Here is a 16,280-nt window from a genome sequence, read left to right as displayed (position 1 = left end):
GCGATGATTTCTTTATGTGTTCCAGCATCCAGATAATCCAAGATTATGATGTTCTTGTCTTTAATTCCGAGTAAGTTTGTGATAAAATTTAATTGTTCCATAAGATTCTTTCTAATGATGGTTTGGTCACTTTTCATTATAGGTCTTATGGGACTTTTTTTCTACAGCAAAATAGGCTCCATAAGACCTATGGTGGTTTTACCCACTACAGAAATTATAGAGCCTTTATTATGATAGCGTTATTTACGGCTACTGAGACTTATTTTTTCAATGAAGCCTGGATGACTGGTCGCTATATTATGGCAGCCTTTTGGGCCATTCTACTCTTTCGAAATTTTAGGTTAAGTTACGTGATGGGGAAAATTGTAGACACCATTGATCAGCACCTAAATCGCAAGGACTAGCTCCAAGCTTCTAGACAAAATCAAAGCCTTTTAGGCTTTTTTTTGTTATACTAGTAGAGTATATTTATGGACCTTTTTTTGTATTTTAAGAGAAATGTAAGTGATTTCTCAAAGGATGAAGGAAATAGGCCTGGAAAAGAAAGGAATTATCATGTCAGTATTAGAGATCAAAGATCTTCACGTTGAGATTGAAGGAAAAGAAATTTTGAAAGGAGTCAATCTGACTCTGAAAACAGGAGAAATCGCCGCTATCATGGGACCAAATGGTACTGGTAAATCAACTCTTTCTGCCGCTATCATGGGAAATCCAAACTATGAAGTTACCAAAGGGGAGGTCTTGTTTGATGGCGTAAACATCCTTGAGTTGGAAGTGGACGAACGCGCGCGTATGGGACTTTTCCTTGCTATGCAATACCCATCAGAAATTCCTGGAATTACTAACGCTGAGTTTCTTCGTGCAGCCATGAATGCTGGTAAAGAAGATGACGAGAAGATTTCAATCCGTGAGTTCATCACTAAACTAGACGAGAAAATGGAATTGCTCAACATGAAAGAAGAAATGGCAGAGCGCTACCTCAACGAAGGTTTCTCTGGTGGAGAGAAAAAACGCAATGAAATTCTTCAGCTTTTGATGTTGGAACCAACTTTTGCCCTTTTGGATGAGATTGACTCTGGTCTTGATATCGATGCTCTTAAAGTTGTGTCTAAAGGTGTCAATGCTATGCGTGGCGAAGGCTTTGGTGCTATGATCATTACTCACTACCAACGTCTTTTGAACTATATCACGCCAGATGTGGTACACGTGATGATGGAAGGTCGTGTTGTCCTTTCTGGTGGTCCAGAATTGGCTGCGCGTTTGGAGCGTGAAGGATACGCAAAACTAGCTGAAGAACTTGGCTACGACTACAAGGAAGAATTGTAATTCCCTCGTATCTTTTAGGAGAAGTAAATGACTAAAGAAACTATTAAACTTTTTTCAGAAATGCACGCTGAACCAAGCTGGTTGGCTGACCTCCGTCAAAAAGCTTTTGATAAGATTGAGAGTTTAGAATTACCAGTTATTGAGCGTGTGAAATTCCATCGTTGGAATCTAGGTGATGGAACGATTACAGAAAGTGAGCCATCAGCAAATGTTCCAGATTTCACATCTCTAGATAATCACTTGAAGTTGGTGCAAGTAGGAACTCAAACTGTTTTTGAGCAAACTCCAGTTGAGTTAGCTGAACAGGGTGTTATCTTCACAGATTTCCATTCAGCTTTAGAAGAAATTCCAGAGCTGATCGAAGAATTCTTCATGTCATCTGTTAAGCATGACGATGACAAGTTAGCAGCCTACCATACAGCTTATTTCAATAGTGGTGCTGTTCTCTACATTCCTGATAACGTGGAAATTGCTGAACCAATCGAAGGAATTTTCTATCAAGACAGTGATAGCGATGTGCCGTTTAACAAGCATATTATGATTATCGCTGGTAAAAATTCTAAGATTAGTTATCTGGAACGTTTAGAGTCACGCGGTGAAGGAAGTGCCAAAGCAACTGCCAATATCACAGTAGAAGTAATTGCGCGTTCTGGAGCTCAAGTGAAGTTTGCTGCGATCGATCGTCTAGGTGAAAACGTCACTGCTTACATTAGCCGTCGTGGTAAACTAGGCAACGATGCCAGCATTGACTGGGCAATTGGTGTCATGAACGAAGGAAACGTCGTTGCGGACTTTGATAGTGACTTGATTGGGAATGGTAGCCATGCTGACCTTAAAGCCGTAGCTCTTTCAAGTGGTCGTCAGATACAAGGGATTGATACGCGAGTGACTAACTACGGATGCAATTCTATCGGAAATATCCTCCAACATGGGGTTATCCTTGAAAAAGCAACTTTGACCTTCAATGGTATCGGTCACATCATCAAGGGCGCTAAGGGAGCGGATGCGCAACAAGAAAGCCGTGTTCTCATGCTTTCAGACCAGGCTCGTTCAGATGCTAACCCAATTCTTTTGATTGACGAAAATGACGTTACTGCAGGACACGCGGCCTCTATCGGTCAGGTGGATCCAGAAGATATGTACTATCTCATGAGCCGTGGCTTGGATAAAGCAACTGCAGAACGTTTGGTTGTCCGCGGTTTCCTTGGATCTGTAATCGTTGAGATTCCAGTCAAGGAAGTTCGTGACGAAATGATTGCAACTATCGAAGAAAAATTGTCAAAACGCTAAGGGGAAGCCTATGTTAGATGTAGAAGCGATTCGCAAGGATTTTCCAATTTTGGACCAGATTGTCAACGATGAACCTCTGGTCTATCTGGACAATGCTGCGACGACACAAAAACCACTAGCAGTTCTTGAAACGATTAACCGCTACTATAAGCAGGACAATGCCAATGTTCACCGTGGGGTTCATACCTTGGCGGAGCGTGCGACAGCTTCCTATGAAGCCACTCGTGAAACCATTCGTAAGTTTATCAATGCAGACTCTACAAAGGAAATACTCTTTACTAGAGGAACGACGACCAGTCTTAACTGGGTAGCACGCTTTGCTGAGGAAGTTTTGACTGAGGGAGACCAAGTCTTGATTTCTATCATGGAACACCATTCCAATATCATTCCATGGCAGGAAGCTTGTCGTAAGACTGGAGCAGAGCTTGTCTATGTTTATCTCAAGGACGGAGCTCTGGATATGGAGGATTTGCGAGCTAAATTGACGGGCAAGGTCAAGTTCGTTTCTCTAGCTCACGCCTCCAATGTTCTTGGTGTGGTCAATCCGATCAAAGAAATCACTCAAATGGCACATAAAGTTGGGGCAATCATGGTAGTGGATGGTGCTCAATCTACACCTCATATGAAGATTGATGTTCAGAATTTGGATGTGGACTTCTTCGCCTTTTCGGGTCACAAGATGGCTGGTCCGACTGGTATCGGTGTTCTTTATGGCAAGGAAAAATATCTCAATCAAATGTCTCCAGTAGAATTTGGCGGCGAGATGATTGATTTTGTCTACGAGCAATCTGCTAGTTGGAAGGAATTGCCATGGAAATTTGAGGCTGGAACGCCAAATATGGCGGGTGCAATCGGACTTGCTGCTGCAGTAGATTATCTTGAAAAGATTGGTATGGATGCCATTGAAGCTCATGAACAGGAATTGATTGCGTACGTCTATCCAAAACTGCAGGCAATTGAGGGATTGACCATTTACGGTTCGCAGGACTTGGCTCAACGTTCAGGTGTTATTGCCTTTAACCTAGGCGATCTTCATCCTCACGACCTTGCGACAGCTTTGGATTATGAAGGAGTGGCTGTTCGTGCGGGTCACCACTGTGCGCAACCCTTGCTCCAGTATTTGGATGTACCAGCAACAGCTCGTGCAAGTTTCTATATCTACAATACTAAGGCAGATTGTGACAAACTAGTCGATGCCCTACAAAAGACAAAGGAGTTTTTCAATGGCACTTTCTAAACTAGATAGCCTTTATATGGCAGTGGTAGCGGACCATTCGAAAAATCCCCATCACCAAGGGAAGTTGGATGATGCTGAGCAAATCAGTCTCAATAATCCAACCTGTGGGGATGTCATCAACCTCTCTGTCAAGTTTGATGCAGAGGACCGTTTGGAAGAGATTGCTTTTCTAAACTCGGGTTGTACCATCTCAACTGCCTCTGCTAGTATGATGACAGATGCCGTTTTAGGAAAAACCAAGCAAGAAATTTTAGAACTTGCAACCATCTTTTCTGAAATGGTTCAAGGTCAAAAGGATGACCGTCAAGACCAACTAGGTGATGCAGCTTTCTTATCAGGTGTTGCCAAATTCCCTCAACGAATCAAGTGTGCAACTCTAGCTTGGAATGCACTTAAGAAAACAATTGAAGATCAAGAAAAACAGTAAGACAAGTTTCTTTTGTCTTATGGATCAGTAGAAATGAAGAATGAAAGAAAGGATATTATGGCTGAAGAAAGAGTAGAACCAAAACCAATTGATCTTGGTGAATATAAATTTGGTTTCCATGATGATGTAGAGCCTGTCCTATCGACAGGAAAAGGACTCAACGAAGGTGTTATTCGTGAATTATCTGCTGCCAAGGGTGAGCCAGAGTGGATGTTAGAATTCCGTTTGAAGTCTTATGAAACCTTCAAAAAAATGCCTATGCAAACCTGGGGAGCAGACTTGTCAGAGATTGACTTTGATGACTTGATCTATTACCAAAAACCATCTGATAAACCAGCCCGTTCTTGGGATGAAGTTCCTGAAAAGATCAAAGAAACCTTTGAACGTATCGGGATTCCAGAAGCTGAACGTGCTTATCTAGCAGGTGCTTCTGCCCAGTACGAGTCAGAAGTGGTTTACCACAACATGAAAGAAGAGTTCCAGAAATTAGGTATTATCTTTACAGATACAGATTCTGCCCTCAAGGAATACCCAGACTTGTTTAAACAATACTTTGCGAAGTTGGTACCGCCGACTGATAACAAGTTGGCAGCCCTCAACTCAGCAGTATGGTCAGGTGGAACCTTTATCTACGTACCAAAAGGTGTCAAGGTAGATATTCCACTTCAAACCTACTTCCGTATCAACAACGAAAATACAGGTCAGTTCGAACGTACCTTGATTATTGTTGATGAAGGAGCAAGCGTCCACTACGTAGAAGGATGTACAGCACCAACTTATTCAAGCAATAGCTTGCACGCTGCCATTGTAGAAATTTTTGCTTTAGACGGAGCTTATATGCGTTATACAACCATCCAAAACTGGTCTGATAATGTCTATAACTTGGTAACAAAACGTGCCAAAGCTTTGAAAGATGCGACTGTTGAGTGGATTGATGGTAACTTGGGTGCCAAAACAACCATGAAATACCCATCTGTTTACCTAGATGGAGAAGGGGCCCGTGGTACCATGCTTTCGATCGCCTTTGCCAATGCTGGTCAACACCAAGATACGGGTGCCAAGATGATTCACAACGCTCCACATACAAGCTCATCTATCGTGTCTAAATCCATCGCTAAAGGCGGAGGAAAGGTGGACTATCGTGGACAAGTAACCTTTAACAAGAACTCTAAGAAATCTGTTTCTCACATCGAGTGTGATACCATTATCATGGATGACTTATCAGCATCAGATACCATTCCGTTTAATGAAATTCACAACTCGCAAGTTGCATTGGAACACGAAGCCAAGGTATCTAAGATTTCAGAGGAACAACTCTATTACCTCATGAGCCGTGGTTTGTCAGAATCTGAGGCAACTGAGATGATTGTCATGGGATTTGTCGAACCCTTCACCAAAGAACTTCCAATGGAATATGCAGTTGAGCTGAACCGCTTGATTAGCTATGAAATGGAAGGTTCAGTCGGATAAGAATATGCAAAATCTGAACAGGAACTCTTCCTGTTCAGATTTTTTTCAAAAAGGACCTAATAAATATTCACAAAAATGCTTTTATATGGTAAAATAAAACAATTACATTTAGTGGAGATGAAGTATGAATATTTTTAGAACCAAGGATGTCAGTCTGAGACAGGCAGAGATGCGTCGCCATTTGAAATTGTGGGATTTGATTCTATTGGGAATCGGTGCCATGGTAGGAACTGGGATTTTTACCATTACAGGAACTGCAGCAGCAACACTTGCCGGTCCATCACTAGTGGTTTCCATCGTGATTTCTGCCCTGTGTGTTTCTCTATCAGCTCTCTTTTTTGCAGAATTTGCCTCTCGTGTACCTGCAACTGGGGGTGCTTATAGTTATCTCTATGCGATTTTGGGAGAATTGCCAGCCTGGATTGCTGGCTGGTTGACCATCATGGAATTCATGACGGCTGTTTCAGGTGTGGCGTCTGGCTGGGCAGCTTACTTTAAGGGCTTACTCAGTGATTATGGTATTTCCATGCCCCAAGCCTTGAATGGAACCTTTAATCCTGAACAGGGAACCTATATCGATCTTCTACCTATTCTAGTACTTACCTTGGTAACGGGATTGGTTTTATTAAATTCCAAGGCAGCCTTACGCTTTAATTCGCTTCTAGTAATCTTGAAATTTTCTGCTCTAGCCTTATTTATCCTAGTTGGTATTTGGTACATCAAGCCTGAAAATTGGTCGAATTTTGCTCCTTTTGGCTTTGGCCAGATTTATGGAGGAAGCACTGGGATTATGGCAGGTGCATCTTTGATGTTCTTTGGATTTCTCGGATTTGAGTCTATTTCCATGGCAGTTGATGAAATCCAAAGCCCGCAAAAAAATATTCCTCGCGGAATTGTCCTTTCTCTGACAATCGTCACTATTCTCTATGCTTTGGTGACCTTAGTATTGACAGGGATTGTTCACTATAGTAAGCTCAATGTGGACGATGCAGTAGCATTTTCATTACGGAGTATTGGTATCGGTTGGGCAGCCAACTATGTTTCGCTTGTAGCCATTCTCACCCTGATAACGGTATGTATTTCCATGACTTATGCTTTGTCTCGAATGATTTATAGCTTAGCACGTGATGGACTTTTACCTCAAAGTTTTAAACGATTAAGCAAGACTAGTCGCGTTCCTAAAAATGCGACTCTCTTAACAGGAGTTGCTTCAGCCCTTGCTGCCGGAGTGTTTCCTCTAGCCAGTATTGCAGCCTTCTTAAATATCTGTACCTTAGCTTATCTCATTTTACTAGCCTACGGAATAATAAAACTCAGAAAAGATAAGGGTATGCCCAAAAAAGGAGAGTTTAAAACTCCTTTGGTACCACTTTTGCCAATCCTTTCCATCCTTATCTGTGTTTCCTTTATGCTTCAATATAGTCTAGATACCTGGATTGCCTTTGGCATTGCTCTTGTAGTTGGTCTAGTCATTTACTTTACTTATGGGTTCCGCCATTCAACTCTCGCAGAAGAAAAATAAAAGCTGGGAAATCCCAGCTTTTTAATCTTTCACATAAGTAAAGCCTTCACCCAGAATTTCATGGGCCTCTGTGATGGTGATAAAGGCTTGAGGATCGACTTGGTGAATCATATCCTTCATTTTGACGATTTCGTTCCGACCGACGATACAGTAGATAATTTTTAAATCTTTCTTACTGTAATAACCTTGACCAGATATAAAGGTCACACCACGTCCAAGCTCCTCATTAATCTTATCAGCCAGTTGGTCAGGATATTGAGTAATAATCATAAATCCTTTACCAGCGTATCCCCCTTCGCCAATCAGGTCAATAACGCGAGCGATGATGAAGTCAAACAAGAGAGTATAGGTCACAAGACGGAGATCTTGGAAAATAAGCAGAATTAACATTAAAATGAAAAAGTCAATTCCAAAAAGCAATTTCCCAATCGAAAGATTGGTGTACTTGTTGAGGATACGGGCAACGATATCAGAACCACCAGTTGTTCCACCAGCATTAAAGATAATTCCTAAACCAACTCCCAGTAAAACCCCTGAGACTAAAGCAACGATGATGAGGTCACCTTGTAAATCAAACTGCAAGGGGATACGCTCAAAGATTGCGAGCCAAATAGAGAGAGAAATAGAACCCAGAAGGCTGGAGTAGAGGGTCTTGGAACCAAATATCTTCCAAGCCAAAATAAATAAAGGAATATTGATTAAGAGATTCATCAATGAGACAGGGATTTTAAAAAGATAGTAGGTAATCAAGGTGATACCTGTCGCCCCTCCCTCAAATAGATGATAAGGAACAACAAAGTAGGTGAGACCAAAGGCATAGATAGCTGCTCCAAATATAATCGTAATAATCGGTTGAACTTTTCGAATCATAGCTGTTCCTCGCTTTTCTATAGATAGATTATACCAAAAATTCAGTTTTTTTAATTGGCTTACTTATGATTTTTTATCATTTTTTTGATATAATAAGAGTGAAAAATCCCAATCTTATTGAGAAGAATAGAAAGATTGAACTTATGACACAAGTAAAAATTGTAACAGACTCTTCTGTTACTATCGAACCAGAAGTAGTTAAAGAATTAAATATCACTATTGTCCCCTTATCAGTTATGATTGATGGCGTACTCTACTCAGATGCTGATCTAAAAGAGGGGGAATTCCTTCATCTCATGCAACAAAGCAAGAATCTCCCTAAAACGAGTCAACCTCCAGTAGGAGTGTTTGCTGAAGTCTTTGAAGAGCTGGGAAAAGATGGCAGTCAGGTTGTTGCTATTCATATGTCTCATGCCTTGTCTGGAACGGTTGAAGCTGCTCGCCAAGGCGCAAGTCTCTCAAGTTCTGATGTGACTGTTATTGATAGTTCCTTTACAGATCAGGCTATGAAGTTTCAAGTTGTTGAAGCTGCAAAACTTGCTAAAGAGGGTAAAGATTTAGAAACTATTCTAGCACATATAGAAGAAGTGAAGAATCACACAGAGCTTTATATCGGTGTTTCGACTCTAGAAAACCTAGTGAAAGGTGGGCGTATTGGACGTGTGACGGGACTATTAAGCTCACTATTAAATATTCGTGTAGTGATGCAGATGAAAAACCACGAACTCCAACCAATCGTCAAAGGGCGTGGTGCGAAAACTTTCAAAAAATGGCTTGAAGAGTTAACGGTGGCCCTTACTCATAAATCTGTTGCAGAAATTGGAATTTCCTATGCTGGAACGAATGAATGGGCAAATGAGATGAAGAGTTTATTGCAAGCCTATGTTGAGAAACCAATCTCTGTACTGGAAACTGGCTCTATTATTCAAACTCATACTGGAGAGAATGCTTGGGCAATTCTAATCCGCTATAATTCCTAAAAAAATAGAGAAAAATGTCTGAAATGGCGCTTTTGACTTGACCTATGGGCAATTTTAGGATATGATTATATTTGTTAATCAGAAATTATTTGGAGGATTTGTTAACATGGCAAACAAACAAGATTTGATCGCTAAAGTGGCAGAAGCTACAGACTTGACTAAGAAAGATTCAGCAGCAGCAGTTGACGCTGTATTTGCAGCAGTAACTGAATACCTTGCAGCTGGTGAAAAAGTTCAATTAATTGGTTTTGGTAACTTTGAAGTTCGTGAACGCGCTGCACGTAAAGGTCGCAACCCACAAACTGGTAAAGAAATCGAAATCGCAGCTTCTAAAGTTCCAGCATTCAAAGCTGGTAAAGCTCTTAAAGACGCTGTTAAATAATGAATTTAGAAAAAGCCTATTGTATCAAGCTTTCTAGCTTGGTCAATAGGCTTTTTTTGTTGCTGTGGGGCATTTTGGGGCAAAGACGAATACTTTTTCATGATATCTACCACTGTTGATTTCATTTCTTTAGTTATATATAAATTTAGGTGTTTTTTCAATCGAGTATTTGATATGATATATAACTTCTGAGATAAGTAGTCTTTTGAAAAATAGGGTTTAAGCCTTTACAGTAAAAGAAAAAAGGTTCCCATGTTTGGGAACCTTCTTTTCATTAGTTTTTAGAAGCTGCTTGGAATTCAGGGTTTTTCCATGCTTCATCAATGATAGCTTGCAATTCTTTAGCAGATGCTTGCATTTTTTGAGTTTCAGCGTCGTTCAATGGGATGTTTACTGGACGAACGATACCGTGTGCACCAACAACAGCTGGTTGACCGATAAAGACGTTTTTAACACCGTATTGACCTTCTTGGAAGACTGAAAGTGGAAGTACTGCATTTTCGTCATCAAGGATTGCTTTTGTGATACGAGCAAGTGCTACTGCGATACCGTAGTATGTAGCTCCTTTTTTGTTAATGATTGTGTAAGCAGCGTCACGAACACCTTCGAACAATTCAATCAATTCAGCTTCTTGAACGTTTTGAGTATCTTTAAGGAATTCTTCAAGGTTTACACCAGCGATGTTAGCGTGTGACCAAACCGCAAATTCAGAATCTCCGTGTTCACCCATGATGTAGGCGTGAACGGAACGAGCATCAACATCCAATTTTTCAGCAAGTGCTTGACGGAAACGTGCTGAGTCAAGTGAAGTACCTGAACCGATAACACGTTCTTTAGGGAATCCAGAGAATTTCCAAGTTGAGTAAGTCAAAACGTCAACTGGGTTAGCTGCAACAAGGAAGATACCATCGAAACCTGATTCAACAACTTGTGTTACGATTGATTTGTTGATAGCCAAGTTTTTACCTACAAGGTCAAGACGAGTTTCACCTGGTTTTTGAGGAGCACCTGCAGTGATAACAACAAGATCAGCGTCTGCACAGTCAGAGTATTGAGCAGCGTAGATTTTTTTAGGTGAAGTGAAGGCAAGGGCGTGGCTAAGGTCAAGCGCATCACCAACAGCTTTTTCGTGTAATTGTGGAATTTCGATAATTCCAAGCTCTTGTGCAATTCCTTGGTTAACAAGTGCAAAAGCGTAAGATGAACCTACGGCACCGTCACCAACAAGGATCACTTTTTTGTGTTGTTTAGTTGAAGTCATTATCTAAACATCTCCTTCATTTTTTTTTAGGGGAATCCCCAGACACTTTCATTCTATCACTTTTAAAAAACTTTGTCACGAATATTCTATTCGGTTATCGATGTAAACGTTTTAGTGGTTTTCAAAGACTGAAATGAAGGACAAATTATGGTATAATATATCTAATTACTAATAGTGAAATGAGGCATTTATTAATGCAGGATAGAAATTTAGTGAATGTCAATCTGACAAAGGAGATGAAGACCAGCTTTATCGATTACGCTATGAGTGTTATCGTTGCGCGGGCTCTTCCTGATGTTCGAGATGGTTTAAAACCTGTTCACCGCCGTATTCTTTACGGAATGAATGAACTAGGTGTTACACCAGACAAACCTCATAAAAAATCAGCCCGTATTACAGGGGATGTTATGGGTAAATACCACCCACACGGGGATTCATCTATTTATGAAGCCATGGTTCGTATGGCTCAGTGGTGGAGCTACCGTTACATGCTTGTAGATGGACATGGAAACTTTGGTTCCATGGACGGGGATGGTGCCGCCGCACAGCGTTACACTGAGGCTCGTATGAGCAAGATTGCTCTTGAAATGCTTCGTGACATCAATAAAAACACAGTTGATTTCGTAGACAACTACGATGCCAATGAGCGTGAACCCTTGGTTTTGCCAGCTCGTTTTCCAAACCTTTTGGTCAATGGGGCAACTGGTATCGCTGTTGGGATGGCCACCAATATTCCACCTCACAACCTGGGCGAAACCATTGATGCGGTGAAGTTGGTTATGGATAATCCTGAAGTAACTACTAGGGACTTGATGGAAGTCTTGCCTGGTCCAGATTTTCCAACTGGTGCCCTTGTCATGGGGAAATCAGGAATTTATAAGGCTTATGAGACTGGTAAGGGTTCTATTGTTCTCCGTTCTCGAACAGAGATTGAGACGACTAAGACAGGGCGTGAGCGCATCGTGGTAACAGAATTTCCTTATATGGTCAATAAAACCAAGGTCCATGAGCATATCGTTCGTTTGGCGCAAGAAAAACGAATTGAGGGCATTACAGCTGTACGTGATGAATCCAACCGTGAAGGGGTTCGTTTCATTATCGAAGTGAAGCGTGATGCTTCTGCGAATGTCATCCTCAATAACCTCTTCAAGATGACGCAGATGCAAACTAACTTTGGTTTCAATATGCTTGCTATTCAAAATGGTGTACCAAAGATTTTGTCTCTTCGCCAAATTTTAGATGCTTATATTGAACACCAAAAAGAGGTAGTTGTTCGTCGTACCCGTTTTGACAAGGAAAAGGCAGAAGCACGTGCGCACATCTTAGAAGGTCTTTTAATCGCGTTAGATCATATCGACGAAGTGATTCGTATCATCCGTGCTAGTGAAACGGATGCCGAAGCACAAGCTGAGTTGATGAGCAAGTTCAAGCTTTCTGAACGTCAAAGTCAGGCTATCCTTGATATGCGTCTTCGCCGCTTGACAGGATTGGAACGCGATAAGATTCAGTCTGAATATGATGAATTGATTGCCTTGATTGCAGATTTGGCTGATATTCTTGCTAAACCAGAACGTGTGGCACAAATCATAAAAGATGAATTGGATGAAGTAAAACGTAAATTTGGTGACAAACGTCGTACCGAGTTAATGGTTGGAGAAGTCTTAACTCTTGAAGATGAAGACTTGATTGAGGAGTCAGATGTCTTAATCACTCTTTCTAACAAGGGCTATATCAAACGTTTGGACCAAGGCGAATTCACTGCTCAAAAACGTGGTGGTCGTGGAGTCCAAGGTACGGGAGTTAAGGATGATGACTTTGTGCGTGAGTTGGTTTCAACCAGCACCCATGATCATTTGCTCTTCTTTACCAATAAGGGCCGTGTATACCGACTAAAAGGTTATGAAATTCCTGAATACGGTCGCACAGCCAAGGGATTGCCGGTTGTCAATCTTTTGAAGCTGGATGAAGGGGAGAGCATACAGACCATCATTAATGTTAAATCTGAACGTAGTGATGACGCCTATCTTTTCTTCACAACCCGTCACGGTATCGTGAAGCGAACCAGTGTTAAAGAATTTGCTAATATCCGTCAAAATGGACTTAAGGCTTTGAATCTCAAGGATGAAGATGAACTGATTAACGTCTTGCTGACAGAAGAAGACACAGATATCATCATTGGTACCAAATTTGGTTATGCCGTTCGCTTTAATCAATCAGCCGTTCGTGGTATGAGCCGTATCGCGACAGGGGTTCGAGGAGTTAACCTTCGTGAAGGAGATACTGTAGTTGGTGCTAGTGTCATCACTGACCAGGACGAGGTCCTTATCATCACTGAAAAAGGTTATGGTAAACGTACTCTTGCAACTGAATATCCAACAAAAGGTCGTGGTGGTAAAGGGATGAAGACTGCCAATGTTGCTGAGAAGAATGGACCTCTTGCAGGTCTCCTCACTGTTAAAGGAGATGAAGACCTGATGATTATCACGGATACAGGTGTTATGATCCGTACAAACGTTGCCAATATTTCACAAACAGGACGCTCAACTATGGGAGTTAAGGTGATGCGTCTAGACCAGGATGCCAAGATTGTGACCTTTACAACGGTTGATGCGGCAGAAAAAGAAGAAGTTGGGACTGAAAACGAAACAGAAGGTAAAGCATAATGTCTCATAAAAAAACGAAAAGTAAGAAGAATAAGCGTAGGAATCTATTTCTCAATATTTTAGCGGTTTTCTTAATTCTTTTATCCTTAGCTTTGATTTTTAATTCAAAGATTCGAGATCTCTTTATGGTGTGGAACACCAATAAATACCAAGTCAATCAGGTTACTAAAGAAAATATAGATGAAAATCTCAAAACAGAAGGAAATTTTGATTTTGATTCGGTTAAATCTATTTCATCTGAAGCAGTTCTAGCCGCTCAGTGGGACGCTCAGAAGCTTCCTGTTATTGGAGGAATTGCTATTCCCGAAGTGGAGATTAACTTGCCAATTTTCAAAGGGTTGGATAATGTAAACTTGTTTTACGGAGCAGGAACCATGAAACCAGACCAAAAAATGGGAGAGGGCAACTATTCTCTAGCGAGTCACCATATCTTTACTGCTGAAAATGCCAGTCAAATGCTCTTCTCACCTTTAGTTAACGCTAAAGCGGGTATGAAAATTTACCTGACCGATAAGGATAAGGTTTATACTTATGAGATTACGGAAGTTAAACACGTTACTCCGGACCGAGTAGATGAAATCGAAGATCGTGATGGTATCAAAGAAATCACATTGGTGACCTGTGTGGACTATAATGCGACAGAGCGGATTATTGTTAAAGGTGATTTTAAAGAAGTTAAAGCTTATTCTGAAACACCTGATGATATCCTAAGCGCCTTTAATCAACCGTATAGACAACGTTATTAACCTCAAAAACCAGTGAATTGTATTTTTCACTGGTTTTTGTCAAATAGAAGCGTCAGTTAAAGGAGAATGATGCATGTTCGAATATTTTTTGTTTGGAATGAAAACGATGTGGGAAAGTCCTGTCTTTAGTTTTGCCTTTTACTTATTAGCCTCTATTTTTTTACTAATCTTTTGGCGACGTTTTATAATTGTCCGTCGTAGTGGTGGTGATTTTTTTGCCCCGTTTCACATTGCCAATGGGAGATTTTATATTCACAATGCTTTTGTATTTGTGAAGAGAATCATTCCGCTGAATAACATCAGAAGGATTGAAGTCAAATATATTCGAAGTGTCAAATTGAATGGGGCAAGGTATCATTTGTTTATCGAAAGAAAAGATGGAAAAGCTGTCAGTTTTTTCTTCGGACAATCAAAACAGAATGATCTCCTTGTGAAGAATCTAAAGAATGAAACTAAAAACTATCATATTAGAATTGTAATAGATGGATAAGTGTTTAGTTTAAGAAAGGAATGATCATGGATAAGCTACAAGAAGTCAGAGAAAATGAACAGTTAAGGACCTTACTGATGACTGAATGTGATATTTATTTTTATGACAAGATAAGTGAAGTTCAGTTTTCAGGGAACAATGAGGAATACTCTCTTGCCTGTAAGGCATTTGCTCAAGACGGTAGTGGGGGAGAATATGTTTTTCTCGAAGATAACAGCATAGGCTTTATCGGAAGTGAGGGCCAAGTGGGGAGAGTAGCAGAAAGTCTGGATGACTTACTGACATTCCTACTTCACGCAGGTTGTATTTCGGATTTTAGCTGTCGGTATCTTTATCAGAACACAGACTTATTGAAAGCATTTTGTAGGGGCTATGTGTCTAAAATACGAGAAAGCTATCAGGCTAAGCAGGAAAATTGGGATCTGGTACGAGGAAATGTGGCTCAAAAACTATCACTTGATTTCAATCCTAAAAAACTAGAAGAAGTAGCCATGACATTTTATCAAGCGGCGACAAGGAAGCCTGTCTTTTCCTGTAAGTATATAGACGGTGAAGAAGAATATACCTGTGATTCAGTCTTGTCGGACATTGTGGGCTTGTGGACGACAGAACTTGTAGGAATGAGTAGAGAAGAAATCGAAAGCTATAAAACTTGATAATGTATGATGCTTGTAAGATGATTATTCAACTTTAATGGTATCTTTTCAATGTGAAAGGAAACCGGTCAGTAGGTTGAAAGGTTTATCGTAAGTAACCGAAGGATGCCTGGCATAAGAGAGGATAGATAATGAGTCAGTTAAGAGAAAAGTCTTTCGTTACGCTCAAAGAAGACATAACAAGTAGTTCTCCATTTGACAAGGATCTTCCTATGATATTCTTGGGAGGAATTGCCAATATGGCTGGACACTGAATCTTCATAGGAAAATCGGGGAAAGTGTTATTTTGGATATCATATTTCACATTTTAGAGAACTAAGTGAAGATGAGATATAGGACTTTCGCAGTAGGAAAAATAGATGAGGAATTGAGAATGAATAATCAGATTGACTTGGCACTTCCGAACCTATACGCAGAATTCTTGAGTAGAATTGACAAGGCAGGAGAGTTGATAATAGAGAATACAGGCATCACCTTATACTCAAGACTAGATTTGCTAGAAAGAAACTCCACCTACCAAATAGAAGGGTGGGAACCTGATTTTTTCCTGATTGGGCAAGATGGGGATGTCGCTTTTTTTATAAAGAAAGATTCTGACGACACTATTTATATGAATAATTTGGGGGCATTAGGTTCACTGGAAATGAAACCCATATCTTTGAATATTTTCGAGTTTGTGAAACAAGCGAGTGAACATTATGATGATATCTTCTAATCATTGCAAGTGTTGTTATTTTATCGTACGCGTGTGTGGAAGACATTTTTATGAAATCATTTGAACATTTTGATTAATGTTACTAAATTTTTAGTAAATGATAATGATTTGGAGAGTGAACAATGAATTTTGNTGAGAGTTTACAGCAATACACTTATGAGCATGAAGGAGTGACCTTTGTTTGGGACGAAGAGCCTGATTGTGACTTTATAGATAAAGTCTGATTGTGACTGTATAGATAAAGT

17 protein-coding genes are annotated in these 16,280 nt (G+C 40.4%); 15 read left to right on the top strand and 2 right to left on the bottom strand.

The features are described from left to right. The first annotated feature begins 230 nt into the window (after positions 1 to 230). The 7 genes from D8847_RS09795 to D8847_RS09765 all read left to right on the top strand — a co-directional run bounded on the left by D8847_RS09795 (position 231) and on the right by D8847_RS09765 (position 7,272). Positions 231 to 404 carry a DUF3272 family protein gene (locus D8847_RS09795; protein ID WP_125841426.1) on the top strand — a complete coding sequence of 58 codons (174 nt, stop codon included), beginning with the start codon at positions 231 to 233 and terminating at the stop codon, positions 402 to 404. A 151-nt stretch (positions 405 to 555) separates the two neighbouring features. Beyond that, positions 556 to 1,326 carry a Fe-S cluster assembly ATPase SufC gene (gene sufC, locus D8847_RS09790; RefSeq protein WP_033606356.1) on the top strand — a complete coding sequence of 257 codons (771 nt, stop codon included), beginning with the start codon at positions 556 to 558 and terminating at the stop codon, positions 1,324 to 1,326. 27 nt (positions 1,327 to 1,353) lie between these two features. Next, positions 1,354 to 2,616 carry a Fe-S cluster assembly protein SufD gene (gene sufD / locus D8847_RS09785; protein ID WP_125841425.1) on the top strand — a complete coding sequence of 421 codons (1,263 nt, stop codon included), beginning with the start codon at positions 1,354 to 1,356 and terminating at the stop codon, positions 2,614 to 2,616. Positions 2,617 to 2,626: 10 nt separating this feature from the next. After that, a complete protein-coding gene (locus D8847_RS09780; protein ID WP_125841424.1) occupies positions 2,627 to 3,853 on the top strand; it encodes a cysteine desulfurase in 1,227 nt (408 codons plus the stop codon). Further along, entirely contained in the window at positions 3,840 to 4,280 is a 441-nt protein-coding gene (gene sufU / locus D8847_RS09775; RefSeq protein WP_125841423.1) for a Fe-S cluster assembly sulfur transfer protein SufU, read from the top strand. Before D8847_RS09780 ends, sufU begins: the two co-directional genes overlap by 14 nt. 57 nt (positions 4,281 to 4,337) lie before the next feature. Then, positions 4,338 to 5,750 carry a Fe-S cluster assembly protein SufB gene (sufB, locus tag D8847_RS09770; protein ID WP_000797071.1) on the top strand — a complete coding sequence of 471 codons (1,413 nt, stop codon included), beginning with the start codon at positions 4,338 to 4,340 and terminating at the stop codon, positions 5,748 to 5,750. A gap of 124 nt (positions 5,751 to 5,874) precedes the next feature. Further along, positions 5,875 to 7,272, top strand: a complete 1,398-nt coding sequence (locus tag D8847_RS09765) for an APC family permease (protein ID WP_084873243.1) — start codon at positions 5,875 to 5,877, stop codon at positions 7,270 to 7,272. Between the two features lie 21 nt (positions 7,273 to 7,293). Here the strand turns inward: D8847_RS09765 and D8847_RS09760 are convergent, their stop codons facing one another. Continuing rightward, positions 7,294 to 8,142, bottom strand: coding sequence for a YitT family protein (locus D8847_RS09760; RefSeq protein WP_000619963.1), 849 nt, complete (start codon positions 8,140 to 8,142; stop codon positions 7,294 to 7,296). A 143-nt stretch (positions 8,143 to 8,285) separates the two neighbouring features. Here D8847_RS09760 and D8847_RS09755 point away from each other — a divergent pair, with 143 nt between their 5' ends. Both D8847_RS09755 and D8847_RS09750 read left to right on the top strand, forming a co-directional pair. Then, positions 8,286 to 9,122: a DegV family protein gene (locus tag D8847_RS09755; protein WP_000195447.1), complete on the top strand. Its 837-nt coding sequence runs from the start codon at positions 8,286 to 8,288 to the stop codon at positions 9,120 to 9,122. A 106-nt stretch (positions 9,123 to 9,228) separates the two neighbouring features. After that, positions 9,229 to 9,504: an HU family DNA-binding protein gene (locus D8847_RS09750; protein ID WP_001284630.1), complete on the top strand. Its 276-nt coding sequence runs from the start codon at positions 9,229 to 9,231 to the stop codon at positions 9,502 to 9,504. A gap of 274 nt (positions 9,505 to 9,778) precedes the next feature. Here the strand turns inward: D8847_RS09750 and D8847_RS09745 are convergent, their stop codons facing one another. Beyond that, positions 9,779 to 10,765 (bottom strand): L-lactate dehydrogenase, encoded by a 987-nt coding sequence (locus D8847_RS09745; RefSeq protein ID WP_000204722.1) that lies wholly within the window; start codon positions 10,763 to 10,765, stop codon positions 9,779 to 9,781. A 194-nt stretch (positions 10,766 to 10,959) separates the two neighbouring features. On the opposite strand from D8847_RS09745, the gene gyrA reads away from it, so the two are divergent. The 6 genes from gyrA to D8847_RS09720 all read left to right on the top strand — a co-directional run bounded on the left by gyrA (position 10,960) and on the right by D8847_RS09720 (position 16,035). Next, positions 10,960 to 13,428 (top strand): DNA gyrase subunit A, encoded by a 2,469-nt coding sequence (gyrA, locus tag D8847_RS09740; RefSeq protein WP_084854421.1) that lies wholly within the window; start codon positions 10,960 to 10,962, stop codon positions 13,426 to 13,428. Beyond that, positions 13,428 to 14,174 (top strand): class A sortase, encoded by a 747-nt coding sequence (locus D8847_RS09735; RefSeq protein ID WP_084854419.1) that lies wholly within the window; start codon positions 13,428 to 13,430, stop codon positions 14,172 to 14,174. The genes gyrA and D8847_RS09735 overlap by 1 nt, the downstream gene beginning before the upstream one ends. A 73-nt stretch (positions 14,175 to 14,247) precedes the next feature. Further along, positions 14,248 to 14,664, top strand: a complete 417-nt coding sequence (locus D8847_RS09730; protein WP_125841422.1) for a hypothetical protein — start codon at positions 14,248 to 14,250, stop codon at positions 14,662 to 14,664. A gap of 26 nt (positions 14,665 to 14,690) precedes the next feature. After that, positions 14,691 to 15,320: a hypothetical protein gene (locus D8847_RS09725; protein ID WP_084854415.1), complete on the top strand. Its 630-nt coding sequence runs from the start codon at positions 14,691 to 14,693 to the stop codon at positions 15,318 to 15,320. Positions 15,321 to 15,451: 131 nt separating this feature from the next. Next, positions 15,452 to 15,574: a hypothetical protein gene (locus tag D8847_RS10825; protein ID WP_260467783.1), complete on the top strand. Its 123-nt coding sequence runs from the start codon at positions 15,452 to 15,454 to the stop codon at positions 15,572 to 15,574. A gap of 119 nt (positions 15,575 to 15,693) precedes the next feature. Beyond that, positions 15,694 to 16,035 (top strand): hypothetical protein, encoded by a 342-nt coding sequence (locus tag D8847_RS09720; protein ID WP_125841421.1) that lies wholly within the window; start codon positions 15,694 to 15,696, stop codon positions 16,033 to 16,035. Positions 16,036 to 16,280: the final 245 nt, after the last annotated feature.

The sequence above is a fragment of the Streptococcus mitis genome, assembly GCF_003942795.1.
In the GTDB taxonomy this organism is placed as follows: domain Bacteria; phylum Bacillota; class Bacilli; order Lactobacillales; family Streptococcaceae; genus Streptococcus; species Streptococcus mitis_BJ.
This window is presented reverse-complemented; position numbering and strand designations above follow the sequence as displayed.